General features: G+C 43.9%; 22 protein-coding genes. 16 read left to right on the top strand and 6 right to left on the bottom strand.

All coding sequences use genetic code 11. The annotated features are described in order from the left end of the window. The 9 genes from purQ to PV403_RS17735 all read left to right on the top strand — a co-directional run bounded on the left by purQ (position 1) and on the right by PV403_RS17735 (position 10,953). Positions 1-690, top strand: a complete 690-nt coding sequence (gene purQ / locus PV403_RS17775; RefSeq protein ID WP_213535385.1) for a phosphoribosylformylglycinamidine synthase subunit PurQ — start codon at positions 1-3, stop codon at positions 688-690. Beyond that, the gene (purL, locus tag PV403_RS17770) at positions 668-2,911 is read left to right on the top strand and encodes a phosphoribosylformylglycinamidine synthase subunit PurL (RefSeq protein WP_332085480.1); all 2,244 of its coding nucleotides are present in this window, start codon (positions 668-670) and stop codon (positions 2,909-2,911) included. Before purQ ends, purL begins: the two co-directional genes overlap by 23 nt. Then, positions 2,896-4,377, top strand: a complete 1,482-nt coding sequence (gene purF / locus PV403_RS17765; RefSeq protein WP_332085479.1) for an amidophosphoribosyltransferase — start codon at positions 2,896-2,898, stop codon at positions 4,375-4,377. The genes purL and purF overlap by 16 nt, the downstream gene beginning before the upstream one ends. Before the next feature lie 51 nt (positions 4,378-4,428). Next, entirely contained in the window at positions 4,429-4,887 is a 459-nt protein-coding gene (locus PV403_RS17760; RefSeq protein WP_332085478.1) for a hypothetical protein, read from the top strand. Positions 4,888-5,020: 133 nt separating this feature from the next. After that, the gene (gene purM, locus PV403_RS17755; RefSeq protein ID WP_332085477.1) at positions 5,021-6,061 is read left to right on the top strand and encodes a phosphoribosylformylglycinamidine cyclo-ligase; all 1,041 of its coding nucleotides are present in this window, start codon (positions 5,021-5,023) and stop codon (positions 6,059-6,061) included. After that, the gene (purN, locus tag PV403_RS17750; RefSeq protein WP_332085476.1) at positions 6,061-6,705 is read left to right on the top strand and encodes a phosphoribosylglycinamide formyltransferase; all 645 of its coding nucleotides are present in this window, start codon (positions 6,061-6,063) and stop codon (positions 6,703-6,705) included. Before purM ends, purN begins: the two co-directional genes overlap by 1 nt. Positions 6,706-6,913: 208 nt before the next feature. Then, positions 6,914-8,461, top strand: a complete 1,548-nt coding sequence (gene purH, locus PV403_RS17745; RefSeq protein ID WP_213535392.1) for a bifunctional phosphoribosylaminoimidazolecarboxamide formyltransferase/IMP cyclohydrolase — start codon at positions 6,914-6,916, stop codon at positions 8,459-8,461. Between the two features lie 275 nt (positions 8,462-8,736). Continuing rightward, entirely contained in the window at positions 8,737-10,002 is a 1,266-nt protein-coding gene (purD, locus tag PV403_RS17740) for a phosphoribosylamine--glycine ligase (protein WP_332085475.1), read from the top strand. Between the two features lie 339 nt (positions 10,003-10,341). Then, positions 10,342-10,953, top strand: a complete 612-nt coding sequence (locus tag PV403_RS17735) for an alpha/beta hydrolase (RefSeq protein ID WP_332085492.1) — start codon at positions 10,342-10,344, stop codon at positions 10,951-10,953. A 393-nt stretch (positions 10,954-11,346) separates the two neighbouring features. Here the strand turns inward: PV403_RS17735 and PV403_RS17730 are convergent, their stop codons facing one another. Continuing rightward, positions 11,347-11,631 (bottom strand): DUF4176 domain-containing protein, encoded by a 285-nt coding sequence (locus tag PV403_RS17730; RefSeq protein ID WP_332085474.1) that lies wholly within the window; start codon positions 11,629-11,631, stop codon positions 11,347-11,349. 221 nt (positions 11,632-11,852) lie between these two features. Here PV403_RS17730 and ilvA point away from each other — a divergent pair, with 221 nt between their 5' ends. Further along, on the top strand, positions 11,853-13,133 hold the full coding sequence (gene ilvA, locus PV403_RS17725) for a threonine ammonia-lyase IlvA (protein ID WP_332085472.1): 1,281 nt from the start codon (positions 11,853-11,855) through the stop codon (positions 13,131-13,133). A 146-nt stretch (positions 13,134-13,279) separates the two neighbouring features. Here the strand turns inward: ilvA and PV403_RS17720 are convergent, their stop codons facing one another. After that, entirely contained in the window at positions 13,280-13,663 is a 384-nt protein-coding gene (locus PV403_RS17720) for a VOC family protein (protein ID WP_332085471.1), read from the bottom strand. 242 nt (positions 13,664-13,905) lie between these two features. Between PV403_RS17720 and PV403_RS17715 the strand changes: the two genes are divergently transcribed. Beyond that, positions 13,906-16,701 (top strand): stalk domain-containing protein, encoded by a 2,796-nt coding sequence (locus tag PV403_RS17715; protein ID WP_332085470.1) that lies wholly within the window; start codon positions 13,906-13,908, stop codon positions 16,699-16,701. A 102-nt stretch (positions 16,702-16,803) separates the two neighbouring features. Here PV403_RS17715 and PV403_RS17710 read toward each other — a convergent pair whose 3' ends face one another. Next, entirely contained in the window at positions 16,804-17,829 is a 1,026-nt protein-coding gene (locus PV403_RS17710) for a PocR ligand-binding domain-containing protein (RefSeq protein ID WP_332085469.1), read from the bottom strand. 261 nt (positions 17,830-18,090) lie between these two features. On the opposite strand from PV403_RS17710, the gene PV403_RS17705 reads away from it, so the two are divergent. Together PV403_RS17705 and dhaK are read left to right on the top strand one after the other, a co-directional pair. Beyond that, the gene (locus tag PV403_RS17705) at positions 18,091-19,224 is read left to right on the top strand and encodes a glycerol dehydrogenase (RefSeq protein ID WP_332085490.1); all 1,134 of its coding nucleotides are present in this window, start codon (positions 18,091-18,093) and stop codon (positions 19,222-19,224) included. A 5-nt stretch (positions 19,225-19,229) separates the two neighbouring features. Continuing rightward, positions 19,230-20,987, top strand: coding sequence for a dihydroxyacetone kinase subunit DhaK (gene dhaK / locus PV403_RS17700; protein ID WP_332085468.1), 1,758 nt, complete (start codon positions 19,230-19,232; stop codon positions 20,985-20,987). Between the two features lie 75 nt (positions 20,988-21,062). Here dhaK and PV403_RS17695 read toward each other — a convergent pair whose 3' ends face one another. Next, a complete protein-coding gene (locus tag PV403_RS17695) occupies positions 21,063-21,809 on the bottom strand; it encodes a DUF1129 family protein (protein ID WP_332085467.1) in 747 nt (248 codons plus the stop codon). Between the two features lie 195 nt (positions 21,810-22,004). Here PV403_RS17695 and PV403_RS17690 point away from each other — a divergent pair, with 195 nt between their 5' ends. Further along, on the top strand, positions 22,005-22,835 hold the full coding sequence (locus PV403_RS17690; protein WP_213535403.1) for an alpha/beta hydrolase family protein: 831 nt from the start codon (positions 22,005-22,007) through the stop codon (positions 22,833-22,835). 102 nt (positions 22,836-22,937) lie between these two features. Continuing rightward, positions 22,938-23,720, top strand: coding sequence for a DODA-type extradiol aromatic ring-opening family dioxygenase (locus PV403_RS17685; RefSeq protein WP_213535404.1), 783 nt, complete (start codon positions 22,938-22,940; stop codon positions 23,718-23,720). Positions 23,721-23,791: 71 nt separating this feature from the next. Here the strand turns inward: PV403_RS17685 and PV403_RS17680 are convergent, their stop codons facing one another. Further along, complete coding sequence (locus PV403_RS17680) at positions 23,792-24,004, bottom strand: hypothetical protein (RefSeq protein ID WP_213535405.1); 213 nt, start codon at positions 24,002-24,004, stop codon at positions 23,792-23,794. Positions 24,005-24,182: 178 nt separating this feature from the next. Beyond that, positions 24,183-24,710, bottom strand: coding sequence for a DoxX family protein (locus PV403_RS17675; RefSeq protein ID WP_213535406.1), 528 nt, complete (start codon positions 24,708-24,710; stop codon positions 24,183-24,185). 316 nt (positions 24,711-25,026) lie between these two features. Between PV403_RS17675 and PV403_RS17670 the strand changes: the two genes are divergently transcribed. Beyond that, a complete protein-coding gene (locus PV403_RS17670) occupies positions 25,027-26,112 on the top strand; it encodes a DUF3048 domain-containing protein (protein WP_249717726.1) in 1,086 nt (361 codons plus the stop codon). Positions 26,113-26,420: the final 308 nt, after the last annotated feature.

The following is a 26,420-nucleotide window of genomic DNA, read 5'->3' as shown; positions in this document are numbered from 1 at the left end:
ATGAAATTTGCAGTTCTCGTGTTTCCGGGGTCCAACTGTGATATTGACTGCTACAAAGCAGTGGAAGAAACGATTGGGCAAACGGTTGATTACGTATGGCATACGGCGACGGATTTGTCAGCTTACGATTGCATCATCGTTCCTGGCGGTTTCTCTTACGGCGATTATCTCCGATGCGGAGCGATTTCCCGTTTTGCTCCTGTCATGAATGAAGTAGCTAAGGCAGCAGAGCAAGGCAAATATATTATCGGAATCTGCAACGGATTCCAAATCCTTACGGAAGCGGGTCTCCTGCCAGGTGCACTCCTCCGCAATGAAGGTATGAAATTCATTTGTCATGATTCGGTACTTAAAGTGGAAAACAATAACACTCCGTTTACTCGCGAATATGAGGCAGGCGAAGAAATCGTCATTCCAATCGCACACGGAGAAGGCAACTATTACTGTGATGAAGAGACACTGGCTGAGATTACTGCAAATAACCAGATCGTCTTTACTTATAAAAATAATCCAAACGGATCTTTAAATAACATCGCCGGTGTCAGCAACAAAGCCGGTAACGTCGTTGGCATGATGCCTCATCCGGAACGTGCCGTAAACGAAGTACTTGGAACAACGGATGGCAAACGTATGTTTACTTCGATTTTGAATGCCTGGAGGGATCAACATGACGCAGCAAGTATCCGTTAAAGAACCAACCGCAGCACAGGTTGCGGAACATAAACTTTATCAGCAAATGGGCGTTTCGGACAGTGAATATGATCTGATCGTATCCTTTATGGGTCGTCAGCCTAACTATACAGAGATTGGCGTATTCAGTGTAATGTGGTCTGAGCACTGTGCATACAAGAACTCAAAACCATTGCTTCGCCGTTTCCCAACGACGGGAGAACGTGTTCTGATGGGACCGGGGGAAGGTGCTGGAATCGTTGACATCGGTGATAATCAAGCGGTTGTATTTAAAATCGAAAGTCATAACCATCCATCCGCAGTTGAACCTTTCCAAGGTGCAGCAACAGGTGTGGGCGGGATTATCCGCGATATTTTCTCGATGGGTGCAAGACCGATTGCAACACTGAATTCTCTGCGTTTCGGTAAGCTCGAAAGCGACCGCGTTAAGTATTTGTTCGAACATGTTGTCTCCGGTATTGCGGGTTATGGTAACTGCATCGGAATCCCAACCGTTGGCGGCGAAGTGATGTTCGATGAGAGCTATGACGGTAATCCGCTCGTTAACGCAATGTGTGTTGGACTGATCGATCATGATAAAATCCAGCGCGGTGTAGCCAAAGGGGTAGGCAATCCTGTGTTTTATGTGGGACCTCCAACGGGCCGTGATGGAATTCATGGGGCAACATTTGCTTCCGTTGAACTTACGGAAGAATCCGAATCCAAGCGTACGGCAGTTCAAGTCGGAGATCCGTTTATGGAAAAACTCGTTATGGAATCTTGCCTTGAACTGATCGACTCCGGTATCGTGCTTGGTATTCAGGATATGGGCGCAGCAGGACTTACATGTTCCAGTGCGGAGATGGCAAGTAAAGCTGGAAATGGCCTGGAACTATACCTAGACCAAGTACCGCAGCGTGAAGAAGGTATGACTCCTTATGAAATGATGCTGTCTGAATCTCAAGAGCGGATGCTCTTCGTTGTTGAGCCGAAAGATGAAGCACAAGCGATGGAAATTTTTGAACGTTGGGGCGTTATCTGTGCCAAAGTTGGTAAAGTAACCGATGACGGAAGACTCAAACTATATCATCACGGCGAGGTTGTTGGCGACATGCCAGTTCATGCACTTGTTGACGAATGTCCGGTGTACAACAAACCTTCTGCTGTTCCTGAATATTATGTTGAAAATGGAAAAATCGACACCCTGCGTTATGAAGAAGTGTCGGATCTTACAGGCGCTCTAAAAACAGTATTGTCCTCGCCGACAGTATCCAGTAAAGCGTGGGTATACAACCAATATGATTACATGGTTCGGACAAGTACAGCCGTTCGTCCTGGTTCCGATGCAGCGGTGGTAACCGTTCATGGAACACGTAAAGGACTTGCTATGACGACAGACTGTAACGGACGTTATGTATATCTCGACCCAGAAGTGGGCGGCAAAATTGCAGTCAGCGAAGCTGCTCGTAACATTGTCTGCTCCGGAGCAGAACCACTGGCAATTACAGATAACCTGAACTTTGGTTCTCCTGAAAAACCAGAAATTTTCTGGCAAATGGAAAAATCCGTAGACGGTATGGCAGAAGCTTGTAACGTGCTTGGAACACCGGTTATCGGTGGTAACGTAAGTATGTACAACGAAAATGCCAAAGGAGCAATCTACCCGACTCCGGTTGTGGGTATGGTGGGTCTCGTACACGATACAGATCATATTACGACACAAGGCTTCAAAAACGAAGGAGATGTTATTCTCCTGCTTGGGGATACTTTTGCTGAACTTGGCGGCAGTGAATTCCAGTATGCGGTTCATGGTGTGACCGAAGGACGTCCGCCGAAACTGGATCTGGCTACGGAGAAAGCACTTCTAGATGCAGTACTTGGCGCGATTCAAAAAGGACTTGTCGAGTCTGCGCATGACTTATCTGAGGGCGGTCTGGCTGTTGCTCTAGCTGAAAGTTGTATCAGCGGCGGTAAAGGGGCACAGGTAAGTATGACAACAGAGCTTCGTAAAGATCATGCTTTGTTTAGTGAAAGTCAGTCTCGTATCTTGCTGACAGCAACGAAAGAAAATGCAGAAGCTTTAGAAGCATTTGTGAAAAATAGCGGAGTTCCTGTACAAGTGATCGGACAAGTAACAGGCAGCAATCTAACAGTGGAGTTGAACGGTACATCAGCTGTGGACGAATCGGTAGCGGTTCTGAAGCAGGTCTGGGAGGATGTTATTCCATGTCTGATGAAGTAAGCGTTCCGAAGTTCTGGACAGGTGACTATTACAACGAAGGTTCGGGTAAAGAAGGACTTTTCGATAAATTAAAAGAGGAATGCGGGGTTTTCGGGGTGTACAGACACCCTGAAGCCGCTTCTTTATCCTATTACGGACTTCACGCCCTTCAGCATCGTGGAGAAGAAAGTGCCGGTATGTGTGTTAGTGACGGCAATGAGTTCCATTACCACCGCGGGATGGGACTTGTAAAAGAAGTATTTACAAAAGATCTTATGGCTACTTTGACTGGAGATATCTCTATTGGTCATGTACGTTATTCGACCAGCGGAGACAGTAAACTGACGAATGCACAGCCGCTTGTATTTAAATACCGTGACGGCGATCTTGCCGTTGCGACAAACGGTAATATCGTGAATGCACCCGAAATCCGTAAGGAACTCGAGCAGAGCGGTTCGATTTTTCAAACAACCAGCGACACGGAAGTCATTGCTCACCTGATTGCACGGTCATCAAAGGATTTAGTTGAGGCAGCAAAAGATGCTTTCCGCCGAATAGTAGGGGGGTATGCTTTTCTGATTATGACGAACGACCGTCTGCTGGTAGCATCTGATCCGCACGGACTTCGTCCGCTGACGATGGGTAAGCTCGGAGATGCTTATATCTTCGCTTCCGAGACTTGTGCGCTGGAGACGATTGGTGCGGAACTTATTCGTGACATTGAGCCTGGTGAAATGTTGATCTTGGATGAGAACGGACTTCATGAAGATCGTTTTGAGGAGCAAAAGCACCGGAAAGCACTTTGTGCTATGGAGTATATCTACTTTGCTAGACCAGATAGTGATATGAATGGTTCTAACCAGCACGCAGCAAGAAAACGGATGGGCAGCCGAATGGCGCTTGAATCCTTTGTCGATGCTGATGTGGTGACAGGGGTACCTGACTCTAGTATATCTGCAGCGATAGGATATGCAGAGCAAACGGGCATTCCGTATGAGCTTGGAATGATTAAGAACAAATATACAGGTCGTACATTTATTCAGCCCAGTCAGGAACTGCGAGAGCAGGGCGTGAAGATGAAGCTGAGTGCCGTACGCCGGGTAGTAGAAGGCAAACGTGTGGTTATGATCGATGATTCTATCGTGCGGGGAACTACGTCGCGCCGGATCGTCAATATGCTGCGTGATGCAGGAGCAACTGAGGTACATGTACGGATTACCTCACCTCCATTTAAAAATCCTTGTTTCTACGGGATCGACACACCAAATCGGGACGAACTCATTGCTTCTTCCAGATCGGTTGAAGAGATTTGCAGAGAGATTAATGCGGATTCCTTGTCTTTCCTTAGTCCCGAGGGCCTGATTGCTTCGATTCAAGGCAATCATCAAGATGAATATAAAGGCGGCTTATGCCTTGCCTGCTTTGATAATGATTATCCGACGACCCTGAATTTCAAAGAAGGGGCGAAGGCAGGCTGCGGTTGCTAAGCTAAGCAGCATAGAAAGCGAGGGCACTAGCGAAGCCGAGAATCCCCGTATTTGCCGCAGGCGAACAGGGAGATTCGGCGAAGCTACGCGCGTACAGCGCGAATGCACTTGCGCAGCAAGGGAAGCCACTGCATTTGCCGCAGGCAAACAGGTGGACTTCCTGGCGGAGTCCCGCGCGAAGCGCGAATGTACTTGCGTAGCAAGGGAAGCTACTGCATTTGCCGCAGGCAAATAGGAGGACTTCCTGGCGAAGCTACGCGCGCAGCGCGAATGCACTTGCGTAGCAAGGGAAGGCACTGCATTTGCCGTAGGCAAACAGGAGGACTTCCTGGCGGAGCCCCGCGCGAAGCGCAGCTCTTAGCGAAGCCGAGAATCCCTGCATTTGCCGCAGGCAAACAGGGAGATTCGGCGGAGCTACACGCGCACAGCGTGAAGGCACTTGCACTTGTGCACGATGAGCCAAATGTAAGCCGGTCTGAAAGACCATTAGCGATCCAATCACCAACGTAAACATAGCAAGAACACCCAAAACTCCGGTCCGCTAGCATATTTGCGGGTGTCCAGAGGGGCGCTGCCCCTCTGGGGTCCTCCCTGTCAGGGAGGATTTAGGTGGGTGATTTTCCCCTTAAGGATGGTGTCCAATTTGTCAGAAGCCTACAAGAATGCCGGCGTTGATATCGCGGCAGGCAACGAAGCGGTAGAAAAGATGAAAAAACATGTGAAGCGTACATTCCGTCCAGAAGTCATGACAGATCTCGGTGGATTTGGCGCTTTGTTTGGTTTGAATAAAGACAAATATGATGAGCCGGTACTGGTATCTGGTACAGACGGTGTGGGAACGAAGCTCAAAATTGCATTCGCCATGGATCGTCATGACACCATTGGTATTGATGCAGTGGCGATGTGTGTGAATGATATTGTCGTTCAGGGTGCGGAGCCTCTTTTCTTCCTTGATTACCTTGCTTGTGACAAAGTCGTTCCAGATAAAATTGAAGCCATCGTAGCAGGTATTGCTGAAGGCTGTCATCAATCGGGTGCAGCACTGATCGGCGGCGAAACAGCAGAAATGCCAGGTATGTACAGTGATGGTGAATATGATATAGCTGGTTTTACAGTGGGTATCGTAGATAAAGCCAAAATCATTAACGGAACTACCATTACACCTGGAGATACAGTAATCGGGGTTGTTTCAAGCGGAGTTCATAGTAACGGGTTCTCTCTCGTTCGCAAGCTGCTTCTGGAGCAAGCCGGCTATAGTCTTCATGATGAAGTTGCAGAACTCGGCGGTAAGCTTGGTGATGAGCTTTTGAAACCAACCAAAGTCTATGTTAAGCCAATCTTGGCGCTGCTGGATGAAGTGAAAGTAAAAGGAATGGCGCATATTACTGGCGGTGGATTTATTGAAAATATTCCGCGGATGCTTCCAGTAAACGTGAATGTAGAGATTAACCATGGCTCATGGCCGATTCTGCCGATCTTTAACCTAATGCAGCAAAAAGGAAGTATTTCCAACAAAGACATGTTCACTACCTTCAACATGGGGATTGGCATGGTCATTGTAGTAAGTGAAGCAGATGCAGAAAAAACAATTGAATCACTGCGTGCAAATGGAGAAGAAGCGTATACCATCGGTCGGGTAACGGAAGGAAATCAAGTGGTCACCTTTACTGGAGCGGATGTATAATGTCCGGTTTTCGTATTGCCGTATTCGCATCCGGGCAGGGTAGTAATTTTCAGTCTTTGGTGGAAAACACATCTAATGGGAAAATAAAGGGTTCAATCGAGCTTCTTGTCAGCGATAAACCGCAAGCGCTTGTTGTTCAGAAGGCACAGACTGCCGGGATTCCCTGCCATCTCTTTCAGCCGAAAGATTATCCTTCACGTGAAGCATATGAGCAGGAAATCGTCGAAAAACTGAACAACCTCAAGATTGACCTTGTTGTACTTGCAGGTTATATGAGACTACTGACTCCAGTTATTGTCGAAGCGTACGCAGGAAGGCTCATCAATATTCATCCATCCCTTTTGCCTGCTTTTCCAGGTAAAAACGCGATTGGGCAAGCTTTGGATTACGGGGTAACTCTTACGGGGATCACGGTGCATTTTGTTGACGGAGGAATGGATACGGGGCCCATTATTGCACAGCGTGCAGTAGAGGTTTCTGCGAAAGATACCGCCGAGTCGTTAGGGGAATCCATTCATGCACTAGAGCAGCAGTTATACCCAGAGGTTGTTTCTTGGTTTGCAGAAGGACTAGTGAAACTGGAAGGACGTAAAGTTACGATTGGCGCGAAAGATTGTCAGAAAAATACTCAATCTGCGCTATAGTGGAGACCTTCCAACATTTTGTGCGAGTCTTGTAAAACGGATACGGCATGATGTGATATTTCTCGGGAAATAAACGTAGTTTCGACGATGGTCATTAGACGTAAAAGAACTGCACTATTCAAATTATTCATCCAAATTAGACGTGTATCGGAATTAAGTTCAGAACTATTCATTCTATGTGGTGACACACAAGAGGAGGAGCTTCATCGTGAGTATAAAAAGAGCACTCGTTAGCGTATCAGATAAAACAGGCATCGTGGATTTTTGCCGTGAGTTGTCTAATTTAGGGGTCGAAATTATCTCGACAGGCGGCACCAGCAGCCTGTTGTCGAAAGAAGGTATTCCAGTCATCGGTATTTCCGACGTAACGGGATTCCCTGAGATTATGGATGGACGCGTAAAAACACTTCACCCTGCCGTACACAGCGGGCTTCTCGCAGTTAGAGATAACGAAGAACATCAAAAACAAATGAAGGATCTTGGTCTTGATTACATCGATCTGGTTGTTGTAAATCTTTATCCTTTCCAAGAAACCATTGCTAAACCAGATGTATCTTACGAGGACGCAATCGAAAATATCGATATTGGTGGGCCGACTATGCTTCGTTCTGCTGCGAAAAACCATGCATTTGTAAGTGTTGTTGTAGATGCAAATGACTATAGTCAGGTACTTGCTGAGGTTCGTGAACAAGGAGATACAACCCTTGAGACTCGTAAACAGCTTGCGGCAAAAGTATTCCGCCATACGGCATCTTACGATGCACTAATTTCTGATTACTTGTCTAATGTGAACGGTGATCCTCTTCCTGAGCGATACACGGTTACTTATGAGAAAATCCAGGACCTTCGTTACGGAGAAAATCCTCATCAGCAAGCTGCATTCTATCGTAAACCTCTTGCACCGCAAGGTACGCTGACTACAGCAGAGCAGCTTCATGGTAAAGAGCTTTCCTATAATAACATCAATGATGCTAACGCAGCACTTCAAATTGTAAAAGAATTCGAAGAGCCGGCTGTCGTGGCGGTGAAACATATGAATCCTTGCGGAGTAGGTACAGGGGAAAGCATTTATCAAGCTTACATGAAAGCTTATTCGGCGGATCCAACTTCCATTTTCGGAGGTATTGTTGCAGCAAACCGAATCATTGATGCAGATACAGCGGCAAAACTTAGCGAAATTTTCCTTGAGATTGTGCTTGCTCCTGATTTTACAGAAGAAGCGCTCGAAATTCTCACCAAGAAGAAAAATATTCGTCTGCTCAAAATGGGCGAACTTTCTTCTGCTAAAGAACGCACGAGTCAGTTTGTTGTAACGAGTATCGACGGTGGTATGGTCGTTCAGCAAAGTGACGTACACTCCGTGGATGCAGACGATCTGCAGGTCGTAACTGACCGTGCTCCTTCTGAAGAGGAACTAAAACAACTTCTGTTTGGATGGAAAGTAGTTAAGCATGTGAAATCAAATGCGATTGTACTTGCTTCTGATAACATGACAGTGGGTGTAGGTGCAGGACAGATGAACCGTGTAGGTGCAGCGAAAATTGCGCTTGAACAAGCGGCAGATAAAGCAAAAGGAGCTGTGCTCGCTTCCGATGCATTTTTCCCAATGGGCGATACGGTAGAGCTTGCAGCGAAACACGGTATTACTGCGATTATTCAGCCAGGTGGTTCCATCAAGGATGAAGAGTCCATTAAGGCAGCGAATGAGAACGGAATTGCCATGGTCTTCACAGGAGTACGACATTTCAAACATTAATTTCCCGGAAATAAGGTAACAAGGAAATTTTTCATTTCATCATATGAAAGATATAGCACCTAAAATGGATTCATATTCGAGCGTGATCTGCACACGATCAAAAAGGGGTTTTTGAACGGAACAGAATCTATTTCATAAATTCATAACAAGGTTTTATGAAATTAATTCTTCAGCAGAGCGTTATCTTATCTTTCCTGAGGCTGGGAGTGCAAAGCGGAGAGCTTGGCCTCTCAGCCTTTATTCTTATTCAAAGGTACATACTTAAGGAGGAACTTATGGATATTCTCGTTATTGGTGCTGGCGGACGCGAGCATGCGATCGTATGGTCTCTATCAAAAAGCGAAAAGGTAAACACCATTTACTGCGCTCCCGGAAATGCAGGAATCAGCCAAATTGCACAGTGTGTGCCGATTGGTGTACATGAATTCGAAAAACTAGCTGATTTTGCAATCCAAAAAGAAGTGGGACTTGTTGTCGTTGGCCCTGATGATCCATTAGCAGATGGAATTGTCGATGTGTTTGAAGCGAAGAACATTCCGGTCTTTGGACCGCGAAAAAATGCAGCAGAGATTGAAGGAAGCAAGACCTTTATGAAAGATCTCCTTCGCAAATATAACATCCCAACTGCTGCTTACGAGAAGTTTGATAACTATGAAGCAGCACTTGATTATCTTCGTTCTCGCCCGGTTCCAATCGTCATCAAAGCTGATGGACTTGCTGCTGGTAAAGGGGTAACCGTAGCTTACACTCGTGAAGAGGCGGAAACGGCACTTCATAGCATGATGGTAGAAAAGACATTTGGTGAATCAGGTGCAAATGTCGTAATCGAAGAGTTCCTGGAAGGTCAGGAAATGTCGATTCTGGCATTTGTCGATGGAGAAACGGTAAGATGTATGCCAGCAGCACAAGACCACAAACCGGTATACGATGGAGATAAAGGTCCAAATACCGGCGGGATGGGGACGTACTCTCCACTGCCGCATATCGATCAGGCGATTATTGATAAAGCCATAGAAACCATTGTCGTTCCAACAGCAAAAGCAATGGTATCCGAAGGTCGCCCGTTCCGCGGGGTTCTTTTTGCAGGGCTCATGATCTCACCAGACGGTACACCGAAGACCGTAGAATTCAATGCTCGTTTTGGTGATCCCGAGACGCAGGTTGTTCTACCAAGACTAAAAACAGACTTGCTCGATATTTTCCTGGCAGCCGTGAAAGGTACACTTGCTGATATCGACATTCAGTGGAGTGATGAAGCAGCTGTATGCGTAATTCTCGCTTCTGGCGGATATCCTGCTTCTTATCCGAAGGGGATTGTCATCTCTGGACTTGAACAAGCAGGGGATGCTCTCGTATTCCATGCAGGGACAGCGAAAAATGATGCAGGTGAATATGTAACAAGCGGAGGACGTGTACTTGGCGTCGTGGGCAGAGGAATGTCTATAGAAGAAGCAAGAAATAACGCTTATGCGGCTGCAAAACAGATCACTTTCGAAGGTAAACATCAGCGCTCTGATATTGCAGCAAAAGCTTTAGTGTAGGGTGAAATGTAGATCCGGCATACAAATAGCAATAGATCAAAAACAAACAGATCAAATCAGAGCAGAGTAGGAGCGCTCGGTTTGGTCTGTTTTTCTTTTAATGAAGAGGAAATCATATCTACTCTTGAATTGCGGACGAAAAAGAAGTATGATGAATTTAAGGTAATTATCTTAAAATTAAGATAATTAAATGAGCGAGAACGCGCAAAGAACGAGAGAACTGGGTAACAATACTGGGTATTAGGTAATAGAACTGGAATAGAACTGAACAGAACAGATAATGTCTCGATTGACTAAAGGTAATGTGATATGAAATAAAAGGAGAGCGAAGATATGACGATGAAACATGTATTCCATAAAGGGTCAAATCCAGACTTGCCTACCCTATTAGTGCTTCATGGCACAGGCGGAACGGAAACGGATCTAATTCCACTGGCAGAGATGGTATCTCCAAAATCAAATATTTTAGGGGTTCGTGGAAATGTGAGTGAACATGGAATGTCCCGATTTTTCCGCCGCTTGGCAGAAGGGGTGTTTGATGTAGAAGACCTGATTTTCCGCACAAAAGAACTGCACGAGTTTTTGGATGAAGCAGCTAAGACTTATAACTTTGACCGAAGTAACGTAGTAGCGATCGGTTATTCAAACGGCGCTAATATTGCGGGAAGTCTTCTATTCCACTATGCCGACTCATTAAAGGGAGCAATTCTGCATCATCCTATGGTTCCTTTACGTGATAAAGAACTGCCGAATCTGTCAGGTATCCCTGTTTTTATCGCTGCCGGCAAAAACGATCCGATGTGCGCACCTCAAGAATCCGAAGATCTTCAGCAGCTTCTTGAAGGGGCGGGGGCAAGCGTACAGTTACATTGGGAAAATCATGGTCATCAACTGAGTCGTACAGAAGTGGTAGCGGCCGCTGCATGGTTTAAGCAAAACATCATTTCTTAAGACGTAGGATCCGATAAGAAAAGTAGAAGTAGAAGGACACTTACTAGTAACATAATGAATAAGTAAGTAAGTAAGTAAGTAAGTAAGTAAGTAAATAAGTGAATCAATAAGTGAATCAATAAGTGAATCAATAAGTGAATCAATAAGTGAATCATATTCATGATACTTCTCGGTGTTTAAACAAAAGTAAATATAGAACGTAACGGTTTCGTTTGTCTAAAATGTTGTCTGAAATTTCGTCTACAATATAGCCTCAAAATAGCCTTAAATTTAATGGATTATAAATATGATTCAAGTAACATACAAAAACCCAAAGGGTCCTCTCTATACGAGGGGAACACCTTTGGGTTTTCTTTTTCCACTGCTAGTTGCAGTCACAGTCGCAATTCTGAATTACTCTGCTTCTTTAATGGCTTCAGCAAGAATCTTGCGGAAAGCAACTTCCTCATGATCCTCGAAGCCTTTGAAAATAACGTCTTTAATATCTTCATGATTAAAGAATGCGTTGGAATCTTCCGTGAGATTCCCATGAGGATAGTAGCATGCAACATAATCCCATGTATTTTGAGATTCCATATCATTTTGCAAACGGCCGTAAATCATCAGCTTCTGTTTCCATTCTTTGATGCGCACAACAGAACCGATCGGCAGTAAGTCTTGTTCGTAGTTAATCGACATTGGTTAGGGTCCTCCTCTTTCAAACACTGCTTTTATTTAAACACAGGTTTGCAGTGATATGCAAAATGTAACCTGAAAGAAAAGTTGATTTTTTTATGAAAATTCAGGAAAATCCGCAAAACGAACCGTCCTTCATCCGTCCAAAGATGGTACAATACATAAAATAGAAAATATGTGCAGCGAACGTAAAGCTGACCAAATCAAGCGGAGTGTGGGAGAAAATGAAATCTGTAGAGACACCTAATCATGGAACGGTCCCTGTAGTGGGAATGGAAGATATCGTTAGAGCACACCATGTACTGAGAGAGGTCATCGTAAGAACGCCGCTCCAGCGTGATGCTGTATTATCTGCAAAGTACAATTGTGAAGTCTATCTGAAAAGAGAAGATCTGCAAGTCGTTCGTTCTTTTAAAATCCGCGGTGCCTATAACATGATCCGAAACTTATCCGCTGAAGAGCGTGAGCGAGGCATTGTTTGTGCGAGTGCAGGAAATCATGCACAAGGGGTTGCTTTTTCATGTAATGCTCTTGGGATTCAAGGCAAAATCTTTATGCCAAGCACAACTCCAAATCAGAAGGTTAAGCAAGTGAAACGTTTTGGCGGCAGTAACATTGAAGTTGTCCTTACGGGAGATACGTATGATGATTCCTATGAAGCGGCTATGCGAGTAAGAGATGAGCAGGAACTTACGTTCATTCATCCATTTGATCAGCCGAAGATTATTGCAGGGAACGGGACAATCGGGATGGAAGTCATGGAGGATCTTGAGGGTCCTGCAGACTATGTATTTGTGACGATTGGCGGCGGGGGTCTGGCTGCTGGAGTTGGAACCTATGTTAAAACAGTGCATCCACAGACACAGGTAATTGGGGTGGAGCCTTTAGGCGCAGCATCCATGACTGAGGCAATGGAGCAGAAACAGGTGGTTACGCTTCAGAAGATTGATAAGTTTGTCGATGGGGCAGCAGTGAAGAGAGTAGGGGATTTAACCTATGATATCTGTACCCGAACACTGGATGATGTAGTTAAGGTTTCGGAAGGAAAAGCTTGTACCACCATCTTGGAACTATATAATGAGAATGCAATTGTAGTCGAACCTGCGGGCTCTCTTGCCGTAGCTGCACTGGAACAGTATAAAGATAAGATCAAAGGTAAAAAAGTCGTATGTATTATTAGCGGCGGGAACAACGATATTGACCGGATGCAGGAGATTAAGGAACGTTCGCTTATCTATGAAGGACTCAAACATTATTTCATGATTAATTTCCCGCAGCGTGCGGGTGCTCTTCGTGAATTTCTCTCAGATGTACTCGGTCCAGATGATGATATTGCAAGATTTGAGTATACGAAGAAAAATGATAAAGAAAATGGCCCTGCCCTTGTCGGCATAGAGCTGCTAAACAAAGAGGATTACGAGCCACTGGTTGAACGAATGAAGGCAAAAAACATCCAGTATACGGAACTCAACAAAGACCAAAACTTATTCAATCTACTGATCTGATCATTTTGTGAAAAACCCATAAGTGATGGATGGATTCAAATTTTTAAAGATGCTTGATCTAAAAAGTGAATATAACGATCGACAAACCCCCGTGAAGAAAGGTTCGCGGGGGTTTTGTTTATTTTGCTAAACGTCGTAAAAATCGATTATTTATGATTGCTTCGTTCCATAAACTCCAGGCGATTTCCAAAAGGATCATGAAGATAAAATCGAACGACACCTTCCTCTTGGCGGGCATCATCTGCGATGACCGGAATTCCTTGATCTACTAAGTAGCTGCGCAACGCTTCTAGCTGTTTTACATCAAAAGCAGGATGAGCTTTTGTAGCTGGAGAAAAATCAGCCTGCACGCCGATATGAACCTCGTGACTTCCACAAAGAAACCATACACCGCCCCTTTTTTGCAGTACTTCCGGTTTAGGGATTTCGGTAAATCCAAGGATTTCACTGTAAAAATGACGAGCTTCTGACTCGCATCCGGGAGGACCGGCAAGCTGAACATGATCAATGCCAACATAATGATAGTTCATGGATTTCACTCCTCTTCCTGTTTCATATAATGAAACTTAATTTCATAAGATGAAATTACTATCATTGTATCAATAAAATGGAAAATGGAGAAGTGTTTCTTACCATACCCCTATTTATGCTCACTAAAATATATTTTTGTTTTTCATCCCTTTTATGGAACTTTATCCCATTATCTTGCGTTATAAGATTGCTAAGCTAAACCAAGTTAATAATAATCCAAATACTGGAGGTAACAATAATAATGAAAAAATGGATCTCCACAGCAGTCATTGCTGCCTTAATTACAGCAAGTGTTCCCCCTGTCGTGTCTCACGCTGCAGTAGCCATACAGATTTACATTGATAACGAGAAATTATCAGCTTCACAACCCCCAATTATGAAAGGCGCCAGAGTACTAGTTCCGCTTCGGTCTATTTTTGAAGGGCTGAACGCAAAGGTCGTATGGAACAATAAATCGAAGACGGTTACGGCAACCAAAGGCGACCAGACGGTATCTCTGAAGATCGGATCAAAGACGGCTACTATTAATGGCAATACGGTATATCTAGATATTCCAGCATCCGTAGTTAAGGGGAATACCATGGTTCCCATTCGATTCGTAACCGAAGCATTGGGAGAAGAAGTGTATTGGAACTCACAGGCAAAACGTGTGGATATCGTCACGAAGAGTGATGATTTGTCTACCTCTACCATTACAACGAGTGTAGGTACTCAGTATGGTGACGGCCGGGATATAAAAGTAGATTTTACACCTTCGCAGAACGAAGGCGGAGTATACGAATACCGTGTCATGCTAGTCAAGGATACAAGTGCAGGCAACTTTACACTTAATGCAGCCATGAATATAACCTCTGCGAACTATACTCAAGTAAGCAAAAGGAATGGAAATGTGAGTGTCACTTTAGGAGAGAACACACGGGATGTGAGCGGAGAAAAGATCAGATCCGGCGTAACTTACAAAGTGTATGTATTAACCGTTGGAAACGATGCTGCTGACTATGCCTCACTTCTTTCATCCGCTAGAAATTCAATTACCCTGACAGCAAAACCAGCGGTTCAAGCGGTAAGTGAACTGCGTGTCAAAGATGTTGCTAATAACGGAGATGGCCGTGATCTTCAGATTAGTTTCAAACAGCCTGGAACGACATCGGATATTAACAGCTACCGTGCATTTATCGTTAAGACCAAAGACGCATCATCTTTTGATCTAAATGCGGCGAACCGTGCTTCGAGCAGTTACTCGACAGTCATCGGTAAATCAGGAAGTTCCGTGATTACGACGACACTTTCCTCTTCATCACGCGATGTATCAGGGGATCTTATCAAGAATGGAACCGCATATACGCTGTTTGTTCTCTCGACTAGTACGAATACGAATGATAAACAAAATAGACTGTCCTCTGGTTCTTCGAGCTTCACTTTGGACGGAAGTACACTGACTGCTCCTTCCATTACATCGGTAACTGACCGAAGTGACTACGGAGATGCGCGAGACCTGCAGGTTTCTTTCAACAAAACAGGTGACGAGTCAAAAGTAGGCTTTTATCGGGTGTTTGTCGTCCGCAATAATAACAGCTCTTCATTTACCATGAGTGAAGCGAATAAAGTATCTTCGGGAAGCTATTATGATATTTCGAAGAATGGAAAAAATCAGACGATTACACTGCCGCAAAGCCTAAAAGATACGAGCGGGATTACAGTTCGTGAAGGAGAAAGCTATCGTGTGTTCGTAGCAGCTATGGGAAATCAGCAAGGAGGATATGAGAACTTATTATCATCTTCCTCTAATGCAATCTCCTTAAGTAACAACTCGGTATCAAAACCGGCGACAAGTGTAGGTGTAAGTGATATTCAGGATTACGGAGACGGACGGGATCTACAGGTTACCTTTAATAAATCATCTGAAGAATCTCGCGTGGATCATTACCGTGTATTTGTAGTGAAGTCAGGCAATGCAGGAAGCTTCGACCTTTCTAGAGCAAATGGGATGAGCAGTGATCGGTTTACAAGAGTAAATAAAACAGGTGGAAATCTGAAGGTTACACTCGCATCCGGGGCAAAGGATACAGATGGATCAGCGATCCGCAGCGGGGTGAGTTACCGGGTATTCGTACTTGCGGTAAGTAACCGCGGAGATAGTAAGCTAAATGCACTGTCATCTGCCTCTTCAGCGATACAGCTGTCTTCAAGCAGTGTTAGACCTGCTTCTAATGTATCTGCGAATATCAAAGGAAATAATGGGGACGGCCGTGATGTGACGATCGCTTTCCAAAAAGCTTCGGATGAAACCGGAATATCCCGTTACCTGATCATGCTTGTGCGAGCAGATGAAGCAAGCCGCTTTGATCTTTCCGCAGCAAATCGTGTATCGTCAAATAATTACACGGCGGTAAATAAAAACGGTTCGAATATCTCAAAGCTTCTTGGAGAAGGAACCAAGGATATTAACGGTAATAAGCTCGCTGCAGGTATTAGCTATAAAGCGTTTGTTCTCTCACTAGCAGATGGTTCAACCCGTTCGGACAATGCCTTATCCGATGGATCAAGTAACTTTACACTGAGTCAGCCTTCTGTTCAGGTAGATCAGGCTAACATAACGAAGGTAGAGAATAAGCCGAATGGAAACCCAGCAGTACAAGTGAATTTCAATAAAGCAGGGGATGAGAAAGGTCTTTCTTTCTATGCAGTGATTGCTGTTAAAGCAGCTTCAGCTAGTCAGTTTACTTTGGATCAAGCAAATGCCCTGCCAAGATCACAATACACATCCGTGAATAAATCGGGTGGAAACGGAGTCGCCACTGTAGATACTTCGACGCTGGATTCAGATGGAAGTTCACTGAAACCAGGGGTGAGTTACCGATTCTTTGTTCTATCTGTAGCCGATGGAGATAAAGCAACGATTAATAGTTTATCCCGGGCTAGCGATTCCATTGTCCTTGAAGAAGTAGCACCAATGAAAGAAGAAAAGAAAGAGGAACCGAAGGAAGAACCGAATGGGGAAAAGAAAGAAGATAAGAAAGAAGATAAGGGGAACTAGAAATAAGGTAATTTGAAGAGGGAATGATGAACGAAAGCCGGGACCATGGAGTATGGTTCCGGCTTTTATGCTTGCCTTGCGTTTGTAGATAAAGGCGCGAGATTACCGAATCATTCTGCGATACACCGCTGGGGTTAGACCTTCTAATTTCTTAAACGTTTTAATAAAATATCCCGCATCCGTATATCCTAGATCCTCGCTGATTTGATGGATGGGAAGATTGGTTTCTTCAAGCAGCTGCTTTGCCCATTCCATTTTCAACCTAGGTACAAATACAGAAAAATTTTCTCCCGTTTCTTTTGTAAAGATCCGGCTGAAATAGCTTGGACTCACGTGACATAATTTTGCCATTTGCTGCAGCGTGATGTTCTCATTCTTGTGATGATAAATATACTCAAATGCTGGGGTAAGCAGCGGATTCATTGTATGGAAATCATGTGTTGTGAATTTCTTGATTTTGCTGTCGATCATCGTGTTAACCAGTTCATGCTGCATGGCTTCCATATTTTTAAATGCTTTTACGGATGGAACGTGAGTAGGAATTGTAAGCGGCATGTCCTGTGACAGCGCCTTTTTATACATCTCGATGGTTGCATTCTTCTGAATGGATTCCTCAACAATATAAGTAGAAAGCTGAAGCAGCATTTCTGCCGCTTTGGCCACCTCATCGTAAGTAAGCTGCGGCAGCGCGGTATATTCTTTTTCAAGTGCTTTAAATTTAGCGCGGCTTTCCGTATTCTCGGGTCGATTCACAATCTGTTCAAGATATAATTCCTGATCCGTCAGCTTAATCTGTCCTGCCATAATCGCACCCACATATTGACCATCAACGAGGATCGGAATGGCAATATCCACGATATTGAAATGACAGGAATATATGTAGGGTTTGTTCGTTCGAACGGCCTCAAGCCCGCCCCTGGCATCACATTTCTGGCAGTACTCAGACAGCATCTCGTCTTTACGCACAGCTTGACAGAAAGACTGGCAATGACTGTGCTTCGTCACAGGGACACCTTTGTAATCGACAGTAATGATCGCCATTTTTGTTACCAGGGAGAGGGAGTCTTGAAGCCCATGCCATTTATCTATATCAATGATTTGACTCAGATGGAAGTGTACTGGTTTCATAGTGGTGTACTCCTAAAGTGAAAAATTGAAGTTAGATGCTTAATTTCTTCTTATAGTATATCTTTTTACAGAAGTGAAGTACATAAAAGTACAATTTATAACAGCTTAGTGCAAAAAAACACAATAAGAAAACGCTTTAATTAGTAATCGGAGTTCAATGTAATGAGATTGGGTAAAAAATATAATAGAGATAGAGAAACAGAAAACAGATAGAGAAGCAGAAAAAAGATAGAAGAACCATTTTGCTAGGAGGTAATAATGATGAGAAGAGCTTTTATCAGTCCAACGAAATATGTACAAGGTGAAAATGAACTTTTAAATTTAGGATATTTTATTCGTACATTTGGTGACTCTGCGTTACTGATTGCCCATCCCGATGATATCGCTCGTGTAAAAGAAAAACTGAACACAACTTCAGATAAATTTAATGTGACTTTTGTAGAAGGTGGTTTCGGCGGAGAATGTACCCGCGAGGAGATCGCTAGATTACAAGAACTCGCTAAAGAAAAAAATTGTGACTGTACGATTGGCCTTGGCGGAGGGAAAGCCATTGACACAGCGAAGTGTGTAGCTGAAGGTGAAGCCCTGATTATCGTACCAACGATCGCGGCAACAGATGCACCTACAAGCCATTCTGCTGTACTTTATACCGAAGATGGAGCATTTGATGATTACGCTTACTTCAAACAAAGTCCAAGTGTTGTCATGATTGATACTACGATTATTGCGAATGCACCTACTCGTTTCCTAGTTTCCGGAATGGGCGATGCTCTATCTACTTACTTTGAAGCGAGAGCAACTGCTAGATCTTACTCTAGTGTGAACGCAGGTCTCCCTTGCGGCGTACTTGACGGAAGCGCTCCTAAAGTAGTCGGTACAAAAGCAGCGCTTGCGCTTGCAAAACTATGTTATGAAACCCTGCTCGAAGATGGTCTGAATGCGAAGGTTGCATGTGATTGCAACTTAGTGACTCCAGCGCTTGAGAATATTGTAGAGACGAACATCTTGCTGTCCGGACTTGGTTTCGAAAGTGCAGGTCTTGCAACAGCCCATGCGATTCACAATGGACTTACTGCACTTGAAGGCACACATCATTATTTCCACGGTGAAAAAGTAGCGTTCAGTACCATCGCTCAATTGGTGCTTGAAAATGCACCGAAAGAAGAGCTGGACGAAGTTCTTGCTTTCTGTGTATCCATCGGACTTCCCGTATGTCTTGCTGATATCGGCGTTGATACAGTGACAGTGGAAGAACTGAAAGAAGTAGCAAGAAAAGCATGTATTCCAGAGGAATCGATTCATTCCATGCCATTTCCGGTAACCGAAGAAGCAGTCGTTGCTTCCATCATGGTTGCTGACCAAATTGGACGAGAATATAAACAAAAGTTAGGGTGAGCGATATGAAAAAAATAATGAACAAACCGGAAACACTTGTAAGAGAAATGGCGAGCGGTCTGATTCTCGCTCATCCAGAACTTACATTTGATTCGAGATATAAAATCATTGCGAAAAAAGAACTTAACCCAAGCAAAGTCACGCTGATCAGCGGCGGAGGAAGCGGTCATGAACCGGCACACGCAGGTTTTGTTGGGAAAGGGATGCTTGATGTAGCCGTCTGCGGAGACGTATTTGCTTCTCCATCTCAGATTCAAGTCTACCAAGCGCTTCGCGGGTCACGCAGTGACAAAGGTACGCTGCTTATTATTAAAAACTACAGCGGAGACATCATGAACTTCCGTAATGCTGCCCATCTGGCACGAGAAGACGGAATTACCGTTGACTACGTAAAAGTAGAAGATGATATTGCAGTGGAAGACAGCTTGTACACGGTAGGTAAGCGAGGTGTAGCAGGTACCGTATTTGTTCATAAGATTGCGGGAGCTGCAGCAGAACTGGGCAAATCACTGACAGAAGTTAAAGAAGCGGCACAAAAAGCAGCGGATCGTACGAAAAGTATTGGCTTTGCTCTGACTTCTTGTACTGTTCCTGCCAAAGGAAGCCCTACGTTCCAACTGAACGAGGATGAGATCGAATATGGAGTAGGTATTCATGGTGAGCCAGGGATTCGGCGTGAGAAAATGCTTTCTGCTGATGAACTCGCCGGCCGGATGGTTGAAGATTTGCTGAAACATATGGACCCAAATGGTGAAGATGAGTATGCTGTTCTCGTTAATGGCTTTGGAGGTTCACCGCTTCAGGAGCTGTACTTGCTGAATAACGCAGTCATGAGAGAGATGAAGGCAAGAGGCAAAAAGGTGATGAAGGTTCTCGTTGGTGACTATATGACAAGTATTGATATGGCAGGCGCATCCTTGTCACTGATGCAGCTTGATGAGGAATTAAAAAATCTGCTTGCTGTAGAGTGTGAGACACCGGCGCTTACCATGAGAGGACCTCTAACAGAAGTGATCTATACAGACAAAGTGGAAGAAGTTCAAGCAGATGGCAGTAAGAAAGCATCTTATACCGTAGAAACTTCGGAGGAACATTCGAAGGTACAAAATGAGCAGTTCTCTCTGAATAATCTGATCTATTATATCGACAAGATGAGTGAAATCATTATTAAAAATGAGGGACCTTTCTGTGATCTTGATTCTCATGCAGGAGACGGTGATTTCGGTACAAGTATCGCAACCGGATTTAAACAACTCAAAAAAGAATGGGATCACGTACTAGAGAAAAGTTCCAGCATGTCTGAATTCCTTGATGCATGTTCTCTCATTATTATGGAGAAATGCGGCGGGGCTTCAGGTCCAATCTGGGGATCGGCTTTCCGCGCAGCAAGTAAAAGTGCAGGCGAGAAAGAAGTTCTTGGGGTGCAGGACGTTGCTGATCTGTTCTCTGCTGTAGTGAAGGGAATCCAGGATACAGGGGAAAGATCATTTGGACGCGGAGCAGTGGTGGGTGACAAGACACTCATTGATGCACTTGTACCTATGGCTGATTCCTGGCAGAAGAGTGCAGATGCAGGAGAGGATTTGAAGACTGCTTCTGAAAAAGCTGCACAAGCTGGGGTAGATGGTGCGAAGAAAACCGAAGAAATCGTTGCTCGTATGGGAAGAGCAGGAACGGTCGGAGAACGAAGCATTGGATATCCAGATGCGGGAGCTTATGCCATCGGATTTATTTTCACCGAGTTATCTGAAGCAATGAAATAACGAGCTCTTATCTATAAAAAGAGGCTGTCTACGTATCGTTACCTATCGATACGCAGACAGCCTTTTGTTTTATTTTTACCGTTTACGAACAAAGATCGGATAGATCAAAACAAGACCAATGAGTCCAATAATTAGAAGGGTAATAGAAGAAAACTGAATGACAGGGAGTACTTTTCCGAGCGTATACCCTAGTAGTAGAATCACTACAACGACGATGAGATATTTGAGCATAGATGCAAGCTGAAACCCTTTTTTTCTTATAGAGGATTGAACATCATCGGTTTCGTTATTGAAAGAAAGCAGCACCTGAATCAATACAATGGCTCCGCCTGCGATAAGAGTTAAAGTAAATAAGCTGATTCGAGTATAGGGAGTCGGGTCTTGACCGCTCCATTCCGTTACTAAACCGATGAAGCCCATGAGTACAAAAACAATCGATATCGCTGACCAAGCAATCAGTAGATTAAAAGAAATGCCTCGGGTTTCGCCCCCTGTCGCAGAAAATGATTCTTCGGCCTTCGTGTCCTTTGGTGAAGCCCACTCCGTACCGGTGTGCGGTCTGTATTTTTGATCTAGTTCTTTTATGTATCCCAGCGGATTACCTTCATAGATGGAATCAGGTGCATCCCCTTTGTTTTGTGCTTCTACAAGGCGCTTAGCAGCATCTAGGAGCAATTCTTCCTGCTTCTGTGCTGGAATATGCGTGTCTCTGACATGCATAGAGAAAGTCTCATAAAAGGCTAAGGTACTTTCCTTCATTTGCCCAAGAAAAGTATTCTTGCGATTTCGGAGCAGCATGATCTGTTTGTTGTTCGGTTTCATTCGTGTTCTCTCCTTCGGAGTACAGGCTCTGCTCATAAATTATACGGGAGGATACCTTAATTCGCAAAAATGGATACAGAAAAAGGTTTGATTGACTTTTTAAGCAGGTGGATGCTACACTAATTTTACCTTAATTCATATTAAACCTATCGGATTTAAATAAATAGATATATTTCATTCTTAGGAGGCGTTTTTATGGAAAGACAAATCGTTATTCGTCATGGTGAGGAAGAACTTGCTGCGACAATTCATTATCCTGTCGTGCCTGAACTGCAAGAAGGAGAACGTCCTTCACGTGTACCGCTTATTATTATATGTCACGGCTTTGTAGGCAGTCGGATTGGTGTGGATCGTCTTTTTGTAAAAACGAGCCGGGAACTTGCTGAAGATGGATATTTAGTGCTCCGTTTTGATTATATTGGTTGCGGTGAAAGCAGCGGAGAGTATGGAGCGGAAGGCCTTGAATCGATGATTAATCAGACACGCACGGTTCTCGACTATGCAATCCAGTGCTGTGACGTTGATCCTAAGAGAATCACACTGCTGGGACATAGCCTTGGCGGAGCGACAGCACTGCTTACAGCGGTGAGAGATAAGCGTGTGAACAGGCTGATCATGTGGTCTGCAGTAGGTTATCCTTTCAATGATATCGTGAAGATTACGGGCCGCAGTACCTATGATCAGTCTGTAAAAGAAGGAAGCGCAGATCATCTCGGTTATAATTTTAGTCCGGTGTTCTTTCATTCGCTCGCTCAGTTTCAGCCGTTTCAGGAGGCTGCTAAATTTACGGGAGATGTATTTATTGCGCATGGAACAAGTGATGATACCATTCCGGTCGACTATGCTTTTTTATTTCAGAAAGTGTTCTGGACGCGTTCAACGGGACGCTGTGATAAGGATATTATTTTTCAGGGAAACCATACGTTTTCATCGGGACCAGAACGGGAGCAACTTATCAAACGGACCCGTGCCTGGCTTGCTGAACAGAATCGGATAGATGAGGACTGGCAGCACTGGATGATCTAATGAAAAATTATGAAATTTTCCCTGAAAATGATTGGAATTCTTACATTCTAGCGTTAAAATAAAGGGGCAACCATTATACCTGTGTCTGGAGGCTTGGCAGCGATGACCTTACCTACATTGTTTATAGCTCACGGTTCACCTACCCTTGCGGTGGAGGATAACGAGTATACTGCTTTCCTTAGAGAACTCGGTACCCGTATGCCCCTTCCCAAAAGCATTGCCGTTTTTTCGGCGCATTTCGATGAGCCTGTGCAGACCGTATCGATGGACGAGCATCATTCCACGATGCATGATTTTTATGGTTTTCCTAGCGAGATGTATGAACTGGAATATCCCGCTCAAGGTGATCCTGAATTAACTAGGAGAATATGCGGAATTTTCAAAGAAGCGAACCTTCCTGTGAAAACAATCAAAGACAGAGGACTCGATCATGGTGTTTGGGTCATTCTTCGTCATATGTTCCCGGAAGCGAACATTCCGGTAGTCGCCTTATCTGTAGATTCACAGCGTTCTTCGGAGGAACAGTATCATATTGGACGTATGCTGGCCCCGCTTCGTGATGAAGGAATTCTACTGATTGGCAGCGGAGGACTAGTTCATAATTTGAGGAAGCTGAGTCAGCAAGACGAGCCTGAGGCCTGGGCAGTGGAATTTGATGAATGGGTTGCAGAGCGTCTTGAACAGTGGAACCTTAGAGAGCTGTTTGCTTACGAGAGAAAAGCACCAAATGCTCAGGATGCCGTTCCTTCTTATGCTTCAGAGCACTTTGCTCCTTTGTTCTATGCCATGGGCGCAGCTGATACAGATCGAAAGGCGGAAAGGAAATTTCAGGCCTATCAATATGGCAGTCTCAGCTTGAATTGCTGGCAGTTTGGAACAACGTAAGTCTTACCTTTATAAAATAAAACAAGGCATCCCTAATCAAATGGGATGCCTTTCTTATCATTTAAACAGAATTACTTTTTGATCTCGAAGAATTCACATTCATTCCGTCCATGATAGGCCAGGTCACTGACACTGGACTGAATCACGATCGTCTTCTGATCAAACCGAATAATCTGTCCTCCGTTATTGATCTGATGATTATCTTGAAATACTCGAATTTGCTTCTTGCCGTTCATTGCTTCTTCGAAATCAGCATCGGTATTCAGGCGGCGATTAACAGCCATACACACACCTCCAGGTAGTTAATTATGAAACGATAGACTTTTCTTTAATAGAAATTATAACATAGGCAAAGCGTGCTTATAGGCAAAAAAACAAGCTCCCGTATTCAGGGAACTTGTTCACTAAAAGATATGGTGATGTAAGCGAATCAATTTCATAATATATCGAGTATTATTTTGATTAATAATTTTGCTGTGTTTTAATATGAACTGCTTTGTCTTTATTTCTAAATTTACCAAACAGACCGCGGATGTAAGGAACCACCCAGTTATCAAGACCGATTTTACCTGCGTTAAATCCAGCAACCAGGATAAACATTTGAAGCAGGATCAGCTGTGCATTCGTGCTTACCGTACCCGAGAAGAGGAAAGCGAAGTTCATTACCATTGCCATCAGTACAGCGAAAGTAGTGAAACATCCAAGGATGAGACCAAGACCAACAAGGAACTCACCAAGCGGTACAAGGACGTTGAATAGTCCTACATTCGGCAGAGCAAAGGTTTGAAGGAAGCTTCCCCACCAACCTTGAACGGTTGCACCCTCACCAGTCGAATTGGTGATTGCATAGCCGATAAAGCCACTTGCATCAAAACCGCCGCTGCTAAGTTTAGCCCATCCGTGAGTCATCCAATCATAACCGATATAGATACGCAGTACAGTTAGTAACCACATTGCTACTTTATTTTCTCTAATCCATGTTGTAAACATAGAAACCACTCCATCCATTTTTTTATGGTCTATTAAGATATTGCCGAGCAACCAAGTTGCGGTTGCTTTATTACTGATGTGACTTTTTTTATTGCTGTAAAAGTGATCACTCTTTCGATGTCTTTATATTAAAATAAATTCCTTGACATAGTTGTGATATTTTTCACAAACAGAAAAAAAGAATTTATTTACCTTGTTTTCCATCCTTATTATTTCCAAATTTACAACATATAGGGACAAAACCTCTGCTGGTATGATTAAATAAATGATATGACCATGTTCATTAGAGTGGACAAACGGAGGGGGAAAAATCGGTTTGCATAAAAAATGGAGACTTGTGGCGTTATTGATGTTCTTATTGGTTGTGTTTACAGCCTGCCGTGCCGAATCATCGGAACTTGCGGATCCTTCAGCGCTTGAAATGGAAGCACCAACGGAATCAATAGATTCAACAGATCCAACAGATTCGCCCCAAGAGAATCAAGAACAAGACTACGCTTATACGGCTCCTTTAACGGGGATGAAAGTAGAAGAACCTGCAGAGAAGAGGCCCGTTGCGGTGATGATTAATAACGCGCCCGCTGCTAGACCCCAATCGGGACTAAGTCATGCCGATCAGATCTATGAAGTGCTTGCTGAGGGTGGTATTACCCGGCTGATTGCTATTTTTCAAAGTGAGGGTACGACGGAAACGGTAGGTCCGATTCGCAGCATTCGTCCTTACCTAATAGAGATTGGAGAAAGCTATGGCAGTATTCTTGCTCATGCCGGAGGAAGTCAGGCAGCCTATTCTATTTTGCAAAAACAGGGGAAGCCTTATCTGGACGAAATTTCGAATGCAGGTCCCTACTATTTCCGAAGCAGTGATCGCAAGGCACCTCATAATTTATATTCATCGCTGGATCAGCTGAGAGAAGCTGCTGCGAAACGGGGATATTCGGAAGAGAATAAATCACCTGTGTATAACTATTTAGAAGAAGGAGCGCAGGTGGAGGGAGAAGAAGCTCTCCATTTTGATATTACCTATTTAACTAGCAGTTACGAGGTAAGTTATGATTACGACGAGTCTACAAGTACGTATATAAGAAGTGTAGAGGGAAAAGAAGATATCGATGCAGATAATGGGGAGAGACTCGCAGCTTCCAACATTATCGTATTATCCACAGCCCATAAAGTACTGGACGATGTGGGGAGACTCAGTGTTGATCTTACTTCTGGCGGAGATGCGATGTTATTTCAGCAAGGGAAAGTGATCCATGCGAAATGGTCTAAGAAAGCGGGGGATCTAATCCGTCTGACAAAAGAAGGAAAAGAACTGCCGCTTGTGCCCGGAAAAACCTTCTTAAGTATTGTGACCAATGTACCGCCGCTTGATGAACATGTCCTCATTCGTACACCGTAATAAAAGTAGAATTACAAATTTACTCATAAACAATGTCCATTAATAAGCTAAGCCTCTCAGGTCCTGACGGATAAAAGGGTTAGCTTATTTTATTTGAAAGTAAGAACAAAGGGTACTAGAAACAAGACAATGATATACGTTATAAACAGTATTTGGATAATATGTGTCAGCACTGGTCAGTCTACGACAAAAGTTGAATAATTCAATTGTAAAAATCGTTCGTTTTTTATGTAAACACAATGAAAAGTGTGATAAGATATCACTTGTTGTCATTTCTTTTCATTAAATTTCACGTAATCTTTCTGTGA

Source organism: Paenibacillus sp. GYB006, assembly GCF_036577645.1.
Classification (GTDB): Bacteria; Bacillota; Bacilli; order Paenibacillales; family Paenibacillaceae; genus Paenibacillus.
The sequence above is the reverse complement of the archived record's forward strand: the minus strand, read 5'-3'. Positions and strand labels throughout refer to the sequence as shown.